The organism is Pseudomonas sp. Pse79 (assembly GCF_024519615.1).
In the GTDB taxonomy this organism is placed as follows: Bacteria; Pseudomonadota; Gammaproteobacteria; order Pseudomonadales; family Pseudomonadaceae; genus Aquipseudomonas; species Aquipseudomonas veronii.
This window is the reverse complement of the sequence record NZ_JALJRR010000013.1, coordinates 13,362-28,564: the sequence shown is the minus strand read 5'-3', so window position 1 is coordinate 28,564 and position 15,203 is coordinate 13,362. Positions and strand designations below refer to the sequence as shown.

Below are 15,203 nucleotides of genomic sequence, written 5' to 3'. Positions count from 1 at the left end.
GGGACTACTCCTTGACCGCCAGATTCACCACCCGGTTGGAGCGATCCACCGGGCGCACCTGCTGCCCCTCATGGAGCACATGAACCCCGGCGGCAATCACCCAGTCGGTAGGGCTCAAGCCTTCGAGCACGGGTACGGTTTTTTCGCCAAAGGCGCCGATACGCACTGGGGTACGCACAAGGGTGTCATCCGGCTGCACGCGCCAGACGTAGGACACGCCGTTCTCCGCGCTCAAGGCTGACAGCGGCACCGACAGCGGAATAACACCGTCTGCCTGTATGAAAACGCGGGCGCTCTGGCCCAACTCGGCCGGAACCTTACCGCCGGTGAAGGCGATGCGCGCAGCGAAGGTGCGCGATTTCGGATCGGCTGCGGGCGACAGTTCGCGAATACGTCCGGCAAATCGCTGGTCCGGCTGGCTCCATAACTCGACCGACACCGGCTGGCCGATCTTGAACCGGCCGAAGCCTTGCTCGGGCAGGCTGATCAGCACTTCACGCTCGCCATCGGTGGCCAGGGTGAACACGGTCTGGCCGGCGGACACCACCTGGCCGACTTCCACCGCGCGCTTGGCAACCACGCCGTCCTGCGGAGCGCGGAGTACGGCATAACCGGCCTGGTTACTGGACACATCGAACTCGGCCTTGATCTGCTTGAGGCGCGCCTCACCTGATCGGTACAGATTTTCAGCATTGTCGTACTGGGAACGGCTGACCAACTGACGATCCATCAGGGTCTTGTAGCGGTCACGCTCGGCACGCACCAGCCGCAGGTTGGCCTCGGCGGCGGCCACCTGGGCGCGGGTGGCTTCCAGTTGCAGGCGCACATCCTGAGGGTCGAGTTCCGCCAGCGGTTGATTGGCCTTGACCCGCTCGCCCTCCTCCACCAGCCGTTTGCTGACCTTGCCGCCAATGCGAAAGGCCAGGTCCGGTTCGTACCGGGCACGCACCTCGCCTGGATAACTGTCCATCGTCTGCGCCGCAGGCTGTGGTTGCACCACCATGGCCGGGCGGAGGGTAGTCTGGGGCGATTCTTCATGGCCGCAGGCGGCGAGTAGAAAGACCAGGCTGGCAGGCAACGCAAGGGGCAGGAGAATGCTGCGCATGCTGAAGGACCTTTCGCAAATGGTGCTAGGAATAATTATACTGGGCAGTATGTTATTAATACCAAACTCACCAGTCCAGTATTAAAGGTGGAAATGTCCGACAATCTTGTCAATACCAGTAGCCCTGGGCGTCCCAAGGACATGGCAAAACGCCAGGCAATCCTCGAAGCAGCGAAAATCCTGTTTTTGAGCAACGGTTACGCAAATACCAGCATGGATGCCGTGGCCCTTGAGGCCGGCGTATCGAAACTGACCGTCTACAGCCACTTCACCGACAAAGAGACCTTGTTCACCGCCGCCGTGATGGCCAAGTGCGAAGAACAGTTGCCGGTGATGTACTTTGAGCTGCCCGAGGGTGTGCCTGTGGAGACGGTGCTGCTGAATATCGGGCGCCGCTTCCATCGCCTGGTCAACAGCAAGGAATCGGTGAACCTGCACCGCCTGATGATGACCACGGGCAATCAGGACGTGAAACTCTCGCAGATCTTCTTCGAAGCCGGGCCGATGCGGATGTTGCAAGGCATGGAGCGTCTGCTCGGGCACATCGACCAGAGCGGCGCGCTGAGCATCGACAAGCCTTTTACCGCAGCCGAACACTTCTTCTGCCTGCTCAAGGGCACGGCGAACTTCTGCTTGTTGTATGGCTGCGGCGGGCAATTGAGCGAGGAAGCGGCCGAAGCCCACGTGCAGGATGTGGTGGGATTGTTTATGCGGGCCTATCGCCGAGAACCCGCTGCAAGCGGCAACGGGTGACCGCTTGCAGCGCGAGGCTCAGGACTTGAGTGCCTTTTTCGGATAGATGTCGTAGCGGCTGGATTTACCATCCAGCGCATGGCTCGGCTTGGGCCCCTCGATGCACGGCGCCTTGCGCGGGCGCTTGACCACGACGCGGTGGCTGGCCAGGGCCAGCGCCGCCGCCAGCAGGGCCGGTGCGTCTGGATCGTCGCCCACCAAGGGGCGGAACAGGCGCATTTCCTTCTTCACCAGGGCGGTTTTCTCACGGTGCGGGAACATCGGATCGAGGTAGATCACCTGGGGCGGCTCGCCTTGCCAATTGAGCATCACCTCGATGGAGTTGCCCTTGAGCAGCGTCATCCGCGCCACGATCGGCGCCACCTCAAAATCCTCCGCCGCGCGTGCCAGGCCATCCTCGAGCAATGCGCCGATCAGCGGCTGACGTTCGATCAGGCTCATCTCGCAGCCCAGGCTGGCCAGCACGAATGCGTCCTTGCCCAGCCCGGCCGTGGCGTCCAGCACCCGTGGGCGCACGCCTTGGGCGATGCCCACGGCCTTGGCGATCATCTGCCCGCTGCCACCGCCGTACAACCGCCGATGCGCCGCGCCGCCTTCGACGAAATCCACGCGCACCGGCCCTGGCGCGTCAGGCCCGAGCTGTTGCAACTGCAGGCCTTGCTCCCCGACTTGCAGGGAAAACTCCGCATCCGCCAGCTGTAGCGGCAAGCCCAGCAGCGCAGCCCACTGTTCGGCGCGGGCCTGGAAGCCGTCGGCCAAGGCCTCGACCTGGATGCGGCTGGCCGCTGGTTGTTCGCTCATGAATCGCTACGCTCAAAAATATTAAGGATCGGCCAACAACGGCCGATAGAAACAAGGATCAGGTATTTTGCCAGAGCTGAGCGTCGACCGAGAAAAATGTCAGACATTCTTCCGCTAACCATCGGTGTACTGCCGACCCACAACCACTACGGCCTGCGCAATACTCAAGCGCTGGCCGGCGTCAGTCATGTGTGGCAGGACTTCTTCGCCCGCGCGTTGGCCGAGCAGCTCGGCGAAACGCCGGACGCGCTCGCGGCCAAGGCGCCAGCGCCGCTGGACCCGGCGGTGGAACCCAGCGCTGGCGCTGACCTGCTGTCGCAGATCCTCACCCAGCGTGAGTGCGACGTGAAAGACACTGAGATCGCCCCGCCTGAACCGCTGTTCCTGCCGATTGCCGAATTCGAAACCGAGTTGTTGCCACCGGCCGCCACGCCATTCCCGCAAGAAGAGATCCTCGCCCAGCAGCGCCAGCAGAATTTCGAAAGCACTTGGGTGCGCCCGATCGTGCTGAGCGCCGGCCAACCGTTACCGGAACCCGGCGCTGCGCCGGAACCGCGCCCATTACATTTGCCGATCGCCGAGTTCGAACTGGACCTGCTGCCACCGGCCGCCACGCCGTTCCCGCAAGAAGAGCTGGTCGCCCAACAAAAGGCCCTGGACTTCGACTACCACTGGGCGCGTCCGCTGATCGTCAACAACCTGCGCCTGGCGGCATAAGCCTCAACGCCGCGCCCCATGCCGTGCGAACACACGCCGCTTAATCCTTGAAGAATTGGCTGGCCTGGCTGTAGGGCATCGAGCGCTCGGTGAAGGTAAAGGTGCCGGACTGGTACACCTCCTGCGCCGCGCGGTAAAACTCGCCATACGCCGCCAGCGCCATGGCCGAGCCCACGCTGATGCGCTTGACGCCCATCGCGCTCAACTGCGCCACACTGAGTTTCAGGCCGCCGGACATCAACACATTCACCGGTTTTGGGGCCACGGCCTTGACCACCGCCAGCACCTCCTCGGCACTGCGCAGCCCCGGCGCATAGAGCACGTCCGCACCGGCTTCGGCGTAGGCCTGCAGGCGGCGAATAGTGTCAGGCAAATCCAGGCGACCATGCAGGAGGTTTTCTGCACGGGCCGTCAGCATGAACGGGAATGGCAGGCTGCGCGCAGCGACGACCGCAGCTTCCACACGCTCGACGGAAAGGTCAAAGGAATAGATCGGGTCGACGGCGATACCCGTGGCATCTTCGATGGAGCCACCGACGATACCGCTGGCCGCCGCGCGCAAAATGGTCCGGGCGCAACCGTCGGGGGTGTCGCTGAAGCCGTTTTCCAGGTCGGCGGCCACCGGCAACTCGGTGGCCTTGGCGATCATCGTGGCGTTGACCAGGGTGTCTTCCAGGGACAGCGCCCCTTCGGCATCCGGGCGCCCCAGGCTGAACGCGTAGCCCGCGCTGGTGGTGGCCAGGGCTTCGAAGCCGAGGCTGGCGAGCATGATCGCCGAGCCTGCGTCCCACGGGTTGGGCATCACAAACGCACGATCGCGTGCATGCAGGGCCTTGAAGGTTTCGGCGCGAAGGGTTTGGGCATCCATGACTGACTCCTGGCGGGAAAAGGAGCCTTAGAGTAACCCCAGTTGCTGCGCTGCGGGTTCGCGGTGCAAGGTCGGCAACGCGGGCAAGCCGGGCAAACGTGCCATCAGCTTGGCGTGAAAACGCAGCGCCAGTTGCGCGGCGAGGCGATTATCCGAGGTGTGCAGGAACACGTAGGGGGTGCGTCCCTCTTCGATCCAACCGGCGATCTTTTCCACCCACGGGATCAGGAAGGGGTCGTTGGCCTCAAGCTCGGGGTGGCCGATGAAGCGCACCTGGGGAAACAGGGTCAACGCCGCCGGACGCGGTGGTACCTTGGGTTTTTTCGCCTGGGCATGCAGCACCGCGGCCGAGGTGGATGTGCAACTGAACAGGGCGCGAGGGTCGAGGCAGATCCGTTCGACGCCACGGTCGCGCAGCAGGCGGTTGAGCATGCGCTCGGCATCGCCCTTGGCGAAGAATTGCGGGTGGCGCACTTCCACGGCCAGGGGGCGTTCCAGCCCGTCGATAAACCCGGCCAGTTCAGCGAGGCGCTGCGGCGAAAAGCTGGCCGACAATTGCAGCCACAGCGGCGAAACGCGCTCACCCAACGGGCTCATCAAGTCGACGAAACTGTGTGCCGCCGGCAGTTGCTCACGCAGGTCGCCACCGTGACTGATGTCACCGGGGAACTTGGCAGTGAAGCGAAAATCCGCGGGCATGATCTCGGCCCAGCGCTGCACGGTGGCGGCTGACGGGCGCGCATAAAACGTGGTGTTGCCTTCCACCGCGTTGAAGACTTGCGAGTAGAGGGCGAGGTAATCGCTGGAACGGGCATCGACAGGGTACAGGTACTCGCGCCAGGCGTTTTCACTCCAGGACGGGCAACCGATGAAATAAGGCAGGCGCATCAGATGTGGATGTCGAGACCCAGCACTTCCATATCCCATTCGACAAAGCCGGCGGTGGTCAGGTAGCTGGCCAGGGCGGTGGCAACGCTTTTGCTCATGGAGCGCGGGAAGACCATGTCTTGCTGGCGGGCAGGAAGACCACTGGTACGCGCGTTTGCAGCGCCTTGGGGGCTGGACGCTTCGGACTGGACCTCGATGAAGTCCGGCGAATCCTCGACGGACTCGTCTACCGTGACGTTTGCCTTGCGCGGCTTACGCTTGAGGGGGTAGGACTGTGAGGAAAAGCCGTCTATACGCATCGATGCGAACTCGGTATCAGTAATGGCATTTTAGTGGCGCAATCCGTAGCGCGCAAATGCTCTGGTGATAACTAGAACACATAAATGGAAAAAGGTTTAAACGCCGGGGCAAATTCTGACGATTGGCGCGCTTTGGCCAAAAACACCCGTACTTTTGACGTCAAATTATCCCGCGTTCGGCCTTGGTCTGCGCGACTTTATCGCGCAGATACACCGGCGCCGCCTGGTCCGCAGCAATCGCTTCGCCGCGCTCGAACGCAAAGCGCGCCAGGGTCAGCAGGTCTTCGGCATGCGGCAACAGTGTGGCGTCCTGGCCAACCAGCGGCACACCGATGCGCTCGCCATAACCCCAGCCCGTACCGGCACCGAACCAATCACCGCTGGCATCGCTCGGCAACTCCGCCGCTTCGGGGGGCAGCACGGCCTCAACGCCTGCCAGGCGCATCTCGCCGTCGGTTTCGCGGTAGCAGCCCCAATAGACTTCATCCATCCGCGCATCGATCGCCGCCGCCACTTGCCGTACACCGTGTTCACGCAACGCACGCTGGGCCAGTACGGCGAGGTTGGACACCGGCAACACCGGGCGCTCCAACGCAAAGGCCAGGCCCTGGACCACGCCGATGGCGATACGCACGCCGGTAAAGGCGCCCGGGCCACGGCCGAAGGCGATGGCGTCCACGGCCGACAGGCTCGTGCCGGCGTCCTCCAGCAGTTGCTTGATCATCGGCAACAGCTTCTGCGCGTGCAGGCGCGGGATCACCTCGTAGTGGCTGGTGACCTTGCCATCGTGCAGCAAGGCAACCGAGCAAGCTTCAGTCGCAGTGTCCAGGGCCAGCAGGGTGCTCATCGGTGTCGGTGTCCAAGTCGAAAAAAAGTGCGCCAGTATAAACAACAACGGCCCGCAAGCGGGCCGTTGTGCGTAAAGCCGATCGTTCGATCAGCTCAGTGCTTGCAGCACCTTGCCGGTGATCGCTTCCACCGAGCCGACGCCAGGGATGTGGCTGTACTTCGGCTTGCCTTGGGCAGCCGACAGCTTCTGGTAGAAATCCACCAGCGGCTTGGTCTGGGAATGGTAGACCGACAGGCGATGACGCACGGTTTCTTCGGTGTCGTCTTTACGCTGCACCAGGTCTTCACCGGTGACATCGTCCTTGCCTTCCACTTTCGGCGGGTTGTAGATGGTGTGGTACACGCGACCCGAGGCCTCGTGAACGCGGCGACCGGCGATACGCTGCACGATCTCTTCGTCTTCAACCGCGATTTCGACCACAGCGTCCAACTCGACACCTGCCGTCACCAGGGCTTCTGCCTGGGGAATGGTGCGTGGGAAGCCGTCGAACAGGAAGCCATTGGCGCAATCGGGTTGCGCGATACGGTCCTGGACCAGCGCGATGATCAGGTCATCGGAAACCAGACCGCCAGCATCCATGATGCTTTTGGCTTTAATGCCCAGCTCGGTGCCTGCTTTTACCGCAGCGCGCAGCATGTCACCGGTGGAGATTTGTGGAATGCCAAATTTTTCAGTGATGAACTTTGCCTGAGTACCTTTACCGGCCCCGGGAGCTCCCAGCAGAATGACGCGCATCGATGTGCTCCTCAATTTTTTATAGAGATGACGCTCGGATTCGCCGCGGGGGCCAATCTCGTAAAAATGTGGGTCCAGGCCGCCCAAACGGCCAAAGGCTGATCAAGATACACAGCAGGCCTTAACCACACAAGCCGCCAAAAGTAGGAAAAACCCGCACCACACATGCGTCATAGGAGAGGTGTGCCTGAGTGCAACCCGCCCCCCTAAACGCCGACCGCCCTGTTAAGGGCGGCCGTCGTGGGTTATCTGCAAGCCGTTGAGCACACGCAAAAAACCTCAGCCTGTATTGCGCAAGCCGGCGGCGATACCGGCCACGGACACCAGCAACGCCTGTTCCAGAGGGCTGTCCTGTGCCGCTTCCTGGCGACGCGAGCGCGCCAGCAATTCGGCCTGCAACAGGTGCAAGGGGTCGAGGTAGGTGTTGCGCAGGCGGATGAACTCCAGGGTGTCCGGGCTATGGGCCAGCAGTTGCGACTGGCCAGTCAGGCCAAGCACCACCTGGCAGGCCTGCGACAATAGGTCGCGTAAATGCGCGCCCAACGGCAACAGCTCGGGCTGCACCAGGCGCTCGTCATAGAGCCGCGCGATATCGGCATCGGCCTTGGCCAGCACCATTTCCAGCATATCGATGCGGGTGCGGAAGAACGGCCATTGCTCGCGCATCTGCCCCAGCAACTCGCCTTCCCCGCGCTCCAGCGCCTTGCTCAACGCCGCTTCCCAGCCGAGCCAGGCGGGCAGCATCAGGCGGGTCTGGGTCCAGCCGAAGATCCACGGGATCGCCCGCAGGCTTTCAATACCACCGGCACGGCGTTTGGCCGGGCGACTGCCCAAGGGCAGGCGCCCCAGCTCCTGCTCCGGGGTGGACTGGCGGAAATACTCGACGAATTGCGGATTTTCCCGCACCACCGCGCGGTAGGCGCTGACGCCGTCCGCTGCCAATTCATCCATCAAATGGCGCCAGTCCGGCTGCGGTGGTGGCGGCGGCAACAACGTCGCTTCCAACACCGCCGCCAGGTACAGATTGAGGTTCTGCTCGGCGATGTCCGGCAGGCCGAATTTGAAGCGGATCATTTCGCCTTGTTCAGTGGTGCGGAACCGCCCCGCCACCGAGCCCGGCGGTTGCGACAGAATCGCCGCGTGGGCCGGGCCGCCGCCTCGTCCGACGGTGCCGCCGCGACCATGGAACAACAGCAGTTCCACCTGTTGCTCGCGACAGATATCCACCAGACGTTCCTGCGCCCGGTACTGCGCCCAGGCGGCGGCGGTGGTGCCGGCGTCCTTGGCCGAGTCCGAGTAGCCGATCATCACTTCCTGCGGGCCTTGCAGCCGCGCGCGGTAACCCGGCAGCAGCAACAGTTTTTCGATCACCGGGCCGGCGTTGTCCAGGTCGGCCAGGGTTTCGAACAGCGGCGCCACGCGCATCGGCCGTTGCACGCCCGACTCTTTGAGCAACAGTTGCACCGCCAGCACATCCGACGCGGCGCCGGCCATGGAAATGACATACGAACCCAGGGACGCAGCCGGGGCGGCGGCGATTTCCCGGCAGGTGTTCAACACCTCGGCGGTATCCGCCGACGGCTTGAAATAGCCCGGTAGCAGCGGTCGACGATTGACCAGTTCCTTCATCAGGAAGCCGATACGCATCTCTTCGTTCCAGTCTTCGTAACGCCCCAGACCGAGGTAATCGGTGATTTCGGTCATCGCCGCGGTGTGGCGGCTGGCGTCCTGGCGCACATCCAGGCGCACCAGGAACAGGCCAAAGGTGACGGCGCGGCGCAGGCAATCGAGCAACGGACCATCGGCGATCACGCCCATGCCGCACTCATGCAGCGACTGGTAGCACAGCTCCAGCGGGTCCAGCAGGTCGCGGTTGTGTTGCAGCACATCCGCCGGTGCCGGGATGGTCGCGCTCAATGCGGCTTGGGCCCATTGGCGGGTCGCCCGCAGGCGATCACGCAGTTGCTTGAGCAGCACGCGATACGGCTCGACGCTGTCGCCGACCTTGACCTGCAACGCCGGGCTGGCCTGCTGCATCGACAGCTCCGAGGCCAACTGATCGATATCGCGCAAGTACAAATCGGCCGCCATCCAGCGCGCCAGCAGCAAGACTTCGCGGGTGACCGGCGCGGTGACATTCGGGTTGCCGTCACGGTCGCCGCCCATCCACGAGGCGAAGCGAATCGGCGCCGCTTCCAAAGGCAGGCGCAGGCCGGTGGCGGCCTGCAGCGCATGGTCGGCCTTGCGCAGGTAATTCGGGATCGCCTGCCATAACGAGTGCTCGATCACCGCGAAGCCCCATTTGGCTTCATCCACGGGCGTGGGCCGGGTACGGCGGATTTCCTCGGTGTGCCAGGCCTCGGCGATCAGCCGTTGCAGGCGCTCGCGGATCTGTTCGCGCTCGGCGGTGGTGAGGTCACGGTGATCCTTCAGCGCCAGTTGCGCGGCAATCGCGTCGTATTTCTGGATCAGGGTGCGACGGGCCACTTCGGTGGGGTGCGCGGTGAGGACCAGCTCGATCTCCAGGCGCCCCAATTGACGGGCCAGGGATTCATTGCTGTGGCCTTCGCGTTGCAGGCGCGCCAACAACTCCGGCAACACCCGCGATTCGAAAGGCGCCGGTTGCGACTCATCGCGCCGATGAATCAACTGATACTGCTCGGCGATGTTGGCCAGGTTGAGGAACTGGTTGAAGGCCCGGGCGACCGGCAACAGTTCGTTTTCCTGCAGTTGGTTCAGACTGGCGCTGAGTTCCTCGCCCGCCGCCTGATCGGCCACCGCGCCACGCCGGTCAGCCTTGGCGCCTTTGCGGATCTGCTCGATCTTGTCGAGAAAATCATCGCCGTACTGCTCTCGAATGGTGTTGCCCAACAGTTCACCCAGCAGGTGAACATCCTCACGCAAGCGTGCATCGATATCACTCATCAGCCAATCTCCAGCCAGAAATCCGGGACGCGCAGGCCTTCCAGAGTGCCGCCCGCGTCACTTTCTGACAAGGCCAAGCACAAACCACTTTAAACCTTGTGGCTTACAGCTAGTCTCATGAGTGAGTCGCCGTGTTTATCCACGCTGGCGGCTGGTCGCTCATCACCGCCCGTTACCCAGGGTTTTATTGAGGTTGCCATGAAAATTCGAGAACTGGCCCAGCATTGGGAAGAAAACGCCAAGGGTCGCCTGACCAAGACGGAGTACGCGATCCATCTGGACGTGGAATCCGCCGCCCGCCTGGCGGCCATTGCGGAGATGTACCCCAAGCGCCACCCCGAAGAATTGCTCGGCGAGCTGATCGGCGCCGCCCTCGAAGAGCTGGAAACCAGCTTTCCGTACATCAAGGGCCAGCATGTGATTGCCACCGACGAAGAGGGTGATCCGTTGTATGAAGACGTTGGCCCCACCCCGCGTTTCCTGACATTGTCGCGCCGCTATCTGCACGACATGTCGGCCGGCGCCGACGAACCGAAGCACTGATCAGCCGTTCTTAAACACCCTCCATCCCGCGTATTTCCGGGCCTCACAAGGGCCCGGCATACCTCTGCGCGCGGCAAAAGTTCAAGCCAAAAAGTGCTGACCGATCAGTCAGGTATTTTTTCAGGCCAATAGCCATCTTCTCTGAACTTTTGAAAAAAGCCGCAGGTCACAACCAGTAAGCCATCACTTGGAACGGCCGTTTGAATAGGCGTTTCGTGCTTTACCGCCGGGCCCGCAGCCGCTGACCAGTGCGATGGATTTTGATGTTTTTGAGGCGTTATCCAATGGAGTTGAAGACGATGAAGACCAGCACTGCCAAATCCACGTTTAACCACCTGCGCGGGCTCAAACTGGCCGCGTTGGCCATCGGCACTAGCTTCGTCCTGGCGGGCTGCGCTGGCAACCCACCGACCGAGCAATACGCGGTGACTCAGTCTGCGGTCAACAGCGCAGTCAGCGCCGGCGGCACCGAGTTCGCCGCCGTGGAAATGAAGTCGGCCCAGGACAAGCTCAAGCAAGCCGAAATTGCCATGCACGACAAAAACTATGACGAAGCCCGTCGCCTGGCCGAGCAAGCCGAATGGGACGCCCGCGTCGCTGAGCGTAAAGCCCAGGCCGCCAAGGCCGAGCAGGCGGTGAAGGACTCGCAGAAAGCGGTTGATGAACTGCGCAAGGAAGGCATGCGCCCGGCTGCTATCCAACAGAAATAAGCCGCCGCCCCTTGGCTGCATCGCACCTGATATCGAATTGAAAGGACGACACGACTATGCGCAAACAATTGATGATCCCTGCCCTGCTGGCGATGAGCGTTGCTCTGGCAGCATGCTCCACTCCGCCGAACGCGAACCTGGAAAATGCACGGACCAACTTCTCGGCCCTGCAGTCCAACCCGCAAGCCACCAAAGTGGCGGCCCTGGAAACCAAGGACGCCAGCGAATGGCTGGACAAGGCTGACAAGGCTTACCGCGACAAGGAAGACCAGAAGAAAGTCGACCAATTGGCCTACCTGACCAACCAGCGCGTTGAAGTGGCCAAAGACACCATCGCGCTGCGCGAATCCGAAGCCAAACTGAAAAACGCCGGTGACGAGCGCGCCCGCGCCTTGCTCGATGCCCGCGATGCGCAGATCAAGCAACTGCAAGACAGCCTGAACGCCAAGCAGACCGAGCGTGGCACCCTGGTGACCTTTGGTGACGTGCTGTTTGCCACCAACAAGTCCGACCTGAAGTCCAACGGCCTGGTCAACATCACCAAACTGGCGCAGTTCCTGCGCGATAACCCGGACCGTAAAGTGATCGTCGAAGGCTACACCGACAGCACCGGTTCCGATTCGTACAACCAGAGCCTGTCCGAGCGCCGTGCGGCCTCCGTACAGCGCGCACTGGCCCAGCAAGGCGTGGACATTTCGCGCATCGTGACCCAGGGCTATGGCAAGGAATACCCGGTGGCCGATAACGGCAGCGTTTCCGGGCGCGCCATGAACCGCCGCGTTGAAGTGACCATCTCCAACGACAACCAGCCGGTCAAGCCACGTTCGTCCGTCGCTTACTGATCGATGCTGGAAAAAAACCCACCTGAACGGTGGGTTTTTTTGCCTGTCAGGCGCCGATCTTACGACCGTTGTCGCTGTCCGGCATCATCGCTTCCATGCCTTGGCGCCCGGCCATCATCTTCTTCAGTTTCTCCATATCCAGTTGATCGCCGGAACCGCCAGAGCCCGAGGAATCGCCACCGCCCTGAGCACCGCCACTGCCCTGAGCACCGCCACTGCCCTGAGCACCGCCACCGCCCTGAGCTCCGCCACCGCCCTGAGCACCGTTGCTGCCTTCCAGTTTCTCCAGAAGCTTCTTGATCAGCTCGGCCCCCATCTTACCCGGCTGCTGCCCAACCTCTTGCAAGCCCCCCTGATCAAGGCTGTTCTGCCCATTGACCATGCCCATTGCTCTATCGAGTGCACTGATAGCCATACCGCTCTCCCGGATTTTTTCGTAAGGATTGTTATCAGCAACGCTGACAAGCCAATCAGTGGCGTCTTACGCAAAACGGTTCCAGAAATTTCAGGCCGGGCGGTACTGCGCGCAACGGTTTATTGCTGCAACTGTGGGGTTTCCTGACCGACGCAACGCACGGCCTGCTTTTTGTTGTTCACCAGCACACCGCTGAGGCCTTTTTGCTCGGTATCGAACATCACCAGCACGCCATCGACGCATTGCGCCACTTGCGCCGCCGGGGTCAGGGAGATCTTGTAGTCCTCGCCGGGCACGGTCTTGAGCATGGTGAAGTCGCTGAGCAGCAACGCGTCTTCCGGTTTGGCGAAATGCAGGTAGCCATAAAACCACAGGCAGCCGACGGTGCCGATGATGGTGCCGATACCGGTGAGGATCAGCGGGATCATGTTGCGTTCTTCGCTCATTGCGGGCTCTCTGATGAGTCAACTTTAGGAATAGGGTAATTCGGAATCTCGCCCAGGCGACGCAGGCCATTGAAGTGTTGCGGGTCGTCCAGATAACGCAGCATCACAGTTTGCCAGGTCTTGTCGGCAAAGGTCTGCACATGGCCGCCGCGGGTCAGTTGCAACACCCTGGGTGCAGGCGCGGCCTGATACAAGCGGATGCCATTGGACAGCGGCACGATCGGGTCATCGAGGCTGTGGAACAGCAGTTTCGGGACTCCGCTCAACTGGGGCATGCCATTGATCGCACTGTCGGCGTCGGGCACCAGCCAAGACAAGGGCACCTGAAACGGCCATGTTAACCAGGAGGTGCTCAGGGCGAATTGTCCTACATCACGATAACTGGCGGGCACGCCGTCCAGCACCAGGGCCTTGAGGTGGGCCTGCCGCTCGGGGTGGGCCGCCAGGTAATGCACGGCCAGCGCGCCGCCCAGGCTTTGGCCGAGGACGATCAACGGCTGGCCCTGGGTTTCGGGCGCCTTGTCGATCCAGCTGAAAGCCGCGTCGACGTCCTGATAGATCGCCGGCAGCGACGGCTTGCCTTGCGACAGCCCATAGCCGCGATAGTCCAGCAACAGCACTTGATAGCCCTGCTCCGGCAACCACCAACTGCCGCCCAGGTGCCAGGCCAGGTTGCCGCCGTTGCCGTGCAGGTGCAGCACCGTGCCCTTGAGCGGCACTCCCGGCTTGGCCGGCAACCACCAGGCATGCAGCTTGACGCCATCGGCGGTGGTGAGCGTGACGTCGCGATACGCCAGGTGTGCCTTTTGCGGCGTGAACGGCAAGCCGGGCTCCGGGTAGAACAGCAGGGAGCTGCAGCCGTTCAGTGTGAGTAACAGGCAAAGAATGCCGAGGATTCTCATCCGTTGAAGCCTCGCTGATAGTCGAAATGTTCAGGCGTGTGTAGGTCCAACAAGGTGGGAGCACGCCCCCTCCCACCTTGTTGGACCGGTTGGGTCAGTTCAGCCTTTACAGGATGTTGGAGTAATCCGCCTCGATCCGATCCAGGCTCAAATGGTTGAGGAAGTTGGAGAAACACATCCACGCCGCCAGGGCGTTCATGTCGCGGAACTGCTCCGGCAGGTATTTGGGCGGTACCACCAGGCCTTCGTCGATCAGTTGGCGCAGGGTACGCATGTCTTCCAGGGTGGTCTTGCCGCAGAACAGCAACGGCACTTGTTCCAGCTTGCCTTTGCGCACGGCCAGCTGGATGTAGTTGTAGACCATGATAAAGCCCTTGAGGTAGGACAAATCCTTGGTAAACGGCAGACCGTTCGGCACCGAGCCGCGAAACACCCGGCTGGCGTTGCCGTAGCTCTCGGCCATTTCAAAACCTTGCTCGCGGAAGAACTCGAACACCTGCAGGAAATCGGCGCCCTCTTCCACCATGTGGATGGCACGGGTGCGGTTGGTCAGCTTGCGCAAGCGACTCGGGTAGGAGGCGAAGGTGATGATTTCCATCAGGATCGCCAGGCCTTCCTGGGTCACGGTCGACGATGGCGGGCCCTTGGACAGGAAGGTGCAGATCGGCTGGTTCAGGCCGTTGAGGGTGGTGCCCACATGCACCAGGCCTTCATGCACTTCGAGGGCGCGCACGTCGCGCTCGTTGAACATCGCATCGGCGCGGATCTTGATGTAGTCGGCCCCCGCCGCTGCGTCGGCGACGATGCCGTCGGACTCGAACACGCGGATGGTTTCCTCGGCCTCGCCAAACACCTTGTTCAGACGGGTTTGCAGCAGGCTGACCGCGTCCTTGGCGGTGAGGGTCTTGGCCTCGTCCTTCAGGTCGCCACGCACGTCGATATTGTTCAGGTAGTCGGAGAGCATCAGGCCGAGGTCGGCCAGGGTCGGGTCGCCGGCATGGAAGGCATCGGAGGCGGCGCCGTAGAGTTCCTGGGAAATCAGGCCGAAATCCTCGGTGCCGCGCGCTTCGAGCATACGCACCACCATGCGGTACTCCCGGCACATGCGGCGCATGATCTGCCCTACGGGGCTGAACTGGCCGAGGCGGCGGGTGATGTCGCGCTCGATGTTCTGAAACTCCAGCTTCACCGCGCTCGAATCGAACGACAGCGGCCGGTTCAGGTAGTAATCGCGGTCTACCGCGGGCATTGCCTTGCCCTTGGCCTTGAGGAAGCCTTGGCGAATGTTGTCGTCCCATTTCACTGCGTCGAGGACGCGGATCGGTGTTTGCGCCAGCACAATGCGATCGGACAAACTGCGTATCGTCTGCTGGTAATCGTCCACCCGGTACTTCCTCTTTAAAC

General features: G+C 62.2%; 17 protein-coding genes. 5 read left to right on the top strand and 12 right to left on the bottom strand.

Annotation, left to right across the window (positions count from 1 at the left end; genetic code table 11):
• Positions 1-4: 4 nt before the first annotated feature.
• Entirely contained in the window at positions 5-1,105 is a 1,101-nt protein-coding gene (locus NR164_RS17400; RefSeq protein WP_046384480.1) for an efflux RND transporter periplasmic adaptor subunit, read from the bottom strand.
• Positions 1,106-1,198: 93 nt separating this feature from the next.
• Between NR164_RS17400 and NR164_RS17395 the strand changes: the two genes are divergently transcribed.
• Positions 1,199-1,858, top strand: a complete 660-nt coding sequence (locus NR164_RS17395; protein ID WP_026139764.1) for a TetR/AcrR family transcriptional regulator — start codon at positions 1,199-1,201, stop codon at positions 1,856-1,858.
• An 18-nt stretch (positions 1,859-1,876) separates the two neighbouring features.
• Here the strand turns inward: NR164_RS17395 and NR164_RS17390 are convergent, their stop codons facing one another.
• Complete coding sequence (locus tag NR164_RS17390) at positions 1,877-2,659, bottom strand: class I SAM-dependent methyltransferase (RefSeq protein WP_017844714.1); 783 nt, start codon at positions 2,657-2,659, stop codon at positions 1,877-1,879.
• Between the two features lie 96 nt (positions 2,660-2,755).
• Here NR164_RS17390 and NR164_RS17385 point away from each other — a divergent pair, with 96 nt between their 5' ends.
• Positions 2,756-3,376, top strand: coding sequence for an energy transducer TonB (locus NR164_RS17385; protein WP_256823031.1), 621 nt, complete (start codon positions 2,756-2,758; stop codon positions 3,374-3,376).
• 40 nt (positions 3,377-3,416) lie between these two features.
• Here the strand turns inward: NR164_RS17385 and NR164_RS17380 are convergent, their stop codons facing one another.
• The 6 genes from NR164_RS17380 to ppc all read right to left on the bottom strand — a co-directional run bounded on the left by NR164_RS17380 (position 3,417) and on the right by ppc (position 9,941).
• Entirely contained in the window at positions 3,417-4,244 is an 828-nt protein-coding gene (locus tag NR164_RS17380; RefSeq protein ID WP_256823030.1) for an oxaloacetate decarboxylase, read from the bottom strand.
• A gap of 27 nt (positions 4,245-4,271) precedes the next feature.
• Positions 4,272-5,132, bottom strand: coding sequence for a DUF72 domain-containing protein (locus NR164_RS17375; RefSeq protein ID WP_046384482.1), 861 nt, complete (start codon positions 5,130-5,132; stop codon positions 4,272-4,274).
• The gene (locus NR164_RS17370; RefSeq protein WP_017844710.1) at positions 5,132-5,431 is read right to left on the bottom strand and encodes a hypothetical protein; all 300 of its coding nucleotides are present in this window, start codon (positions 5,429-5,431) and stop codon (positions 5,132-5,134) included. Before NR164_RS17370 ends, NR164_RS17375 begins: the two co-directional genes overlap by 1 nt.
• A 160-nt stretch (positions 5,432-5,591) precedes the next feature.
• Positions 5,592-6,278: a tRNA (adenosine(37)-N6)-threonylcarbamoyltransferase complex dimerization subunit type 1 TsaB gene (tsaB, locus tag NR164_RS17365; RefSeq protein WP_128191891.1), complete on the bottom strand. Its 687-nt coding sequence runs from the start codon at positions 6,276-6,278 to the stop codon at positions 5,592-5,594.
• Between the two features lie 90 nt (positions 6,279-6,368).
• On the bottom strand, positions 6,369-7,016 hold the full coding sequence (gene adk, locus NR164_RS17360; RefSeq protein ID WP_017844708.1) for an adenylate kinase: 648 nt from the start codon (positions 7,014-7,016) through the stop codon (positions 6,369-6,371).
• Between the two features lie 279 nt (positions 7,017-7,295).
• On the bottom strand, positions 7,296-9,941 hold the full coding sequence (gene ppc, locus NR164_RS17355) for a phosphoenolpyruvate carboxylase (protein ID WP_256823029.1): 2,646 nt from the start codon (positions 9,939-9,941) through the stop codon (positions 7,296-7,298).
• A 198-nt stretch (positions 9,942-10,139) separates the two neighbouring features.
• Between ppc and NR164_RS17350 the strand changes: the two genes are divergently transcribed.
• The 3 genes from NR164_RS17350 (at position 10,140) to NR164_RS17340 (ending at position 12,036) form a co-directional block, all read left to right on the top strand.
• Positions 10,140-10,484 (top strand): hypothetical protein, encoded by a 345-nt coding sequence (locus tag NR164_RS17350; RefSeq protein ID WP_017844706.1) that lies wholly within the window; start codon positions 10,140-10,142, stop codon positions 10,482-10,484.
• 284 nt (positions 10,485-10,768) lie between these two features.
• Positions 10,769-11,194 (top strand): DUF4398 domain-containing protein, encoded by a 426-nt coding sequence (locus NR164_RS17345; RefSeq protein ID WP_026139763.1) that lies wholly within the window; start codon positions 10,769-10,771, stop codon positions 11,192-11,194.
• A 56-nt stretch (positions 11,195-11,250) separates the two neighbouring features.
• A complete protein-coding gene (locus tag NR164_RS17340) occupies positions 11,251-12,036 on the top strand; it encodes an OmpA family protein (RefSeq protein ID WP_017844704.1) in 786 nt (261 codons plus the stop codon).
• Between the two features lie 46 nt (positions 12,037-12,082).
• Here the strand turns inward: NR164_RS17340 and NR164_RS17335 are convergent, their stop codons facing one another.
• The 4 genes from NR164_RS17335 to NR164_RS17320 form a co-directional block, all read right to left on the bottom strand.
• The gene (locus NR164_RS17335; protein WP_126585655.1) at positions 12,083-12,451 is read right to left on the bottom strand and encodes a hypothetical protein; all 369 of its coding nucleotides are present in this window, start codon (positions 12,449-12,451) and stop codon (positions 12,083-12,085) included.
• 119 nt (positions 12,452-12,570) lie between these two features.
• Complete coding sequence (locus NR164_RS17330) at positions 12,571-12,897, bottom strand: hypothetical protein (protein ID WP_017844702.1); 327 nt, start codon at positions 12,895-12,897, stop codon at positions 12,571-12,573.
• The gene (locus NR164_RS17325) at positions 12,894-13,799 is read right to left on the bottom strand and encodes an alpha/beta hydrolase (RefSeq protein ID WP_046490139.1); all 906 of its coding nucleotides are present in this window, start codon (positions 13,797-13,799) and stop codon (positions 12,894-12,896) included. The genes NR164_RS17330 and NR164_RS17325 overlap by 4 nt, the downstream gene beginning before the upstream one ends.
• Positions 13,800-13,905: 106 nt before the next feature.
• Positions 13,906-15,183, bottom strand: a complete 1,278-nt coding sequence (locus NR164_RS17320) for a flavohemoglobin expression-modulating QEGLA motif protein (RefSeq protein ID WP_017844700.1) — start codon at positions 15,181-15,183, stop codon at positions 13,906-13,908.
• Positions 15,184-15,203 lie beyond the last annotated feature (20 nt).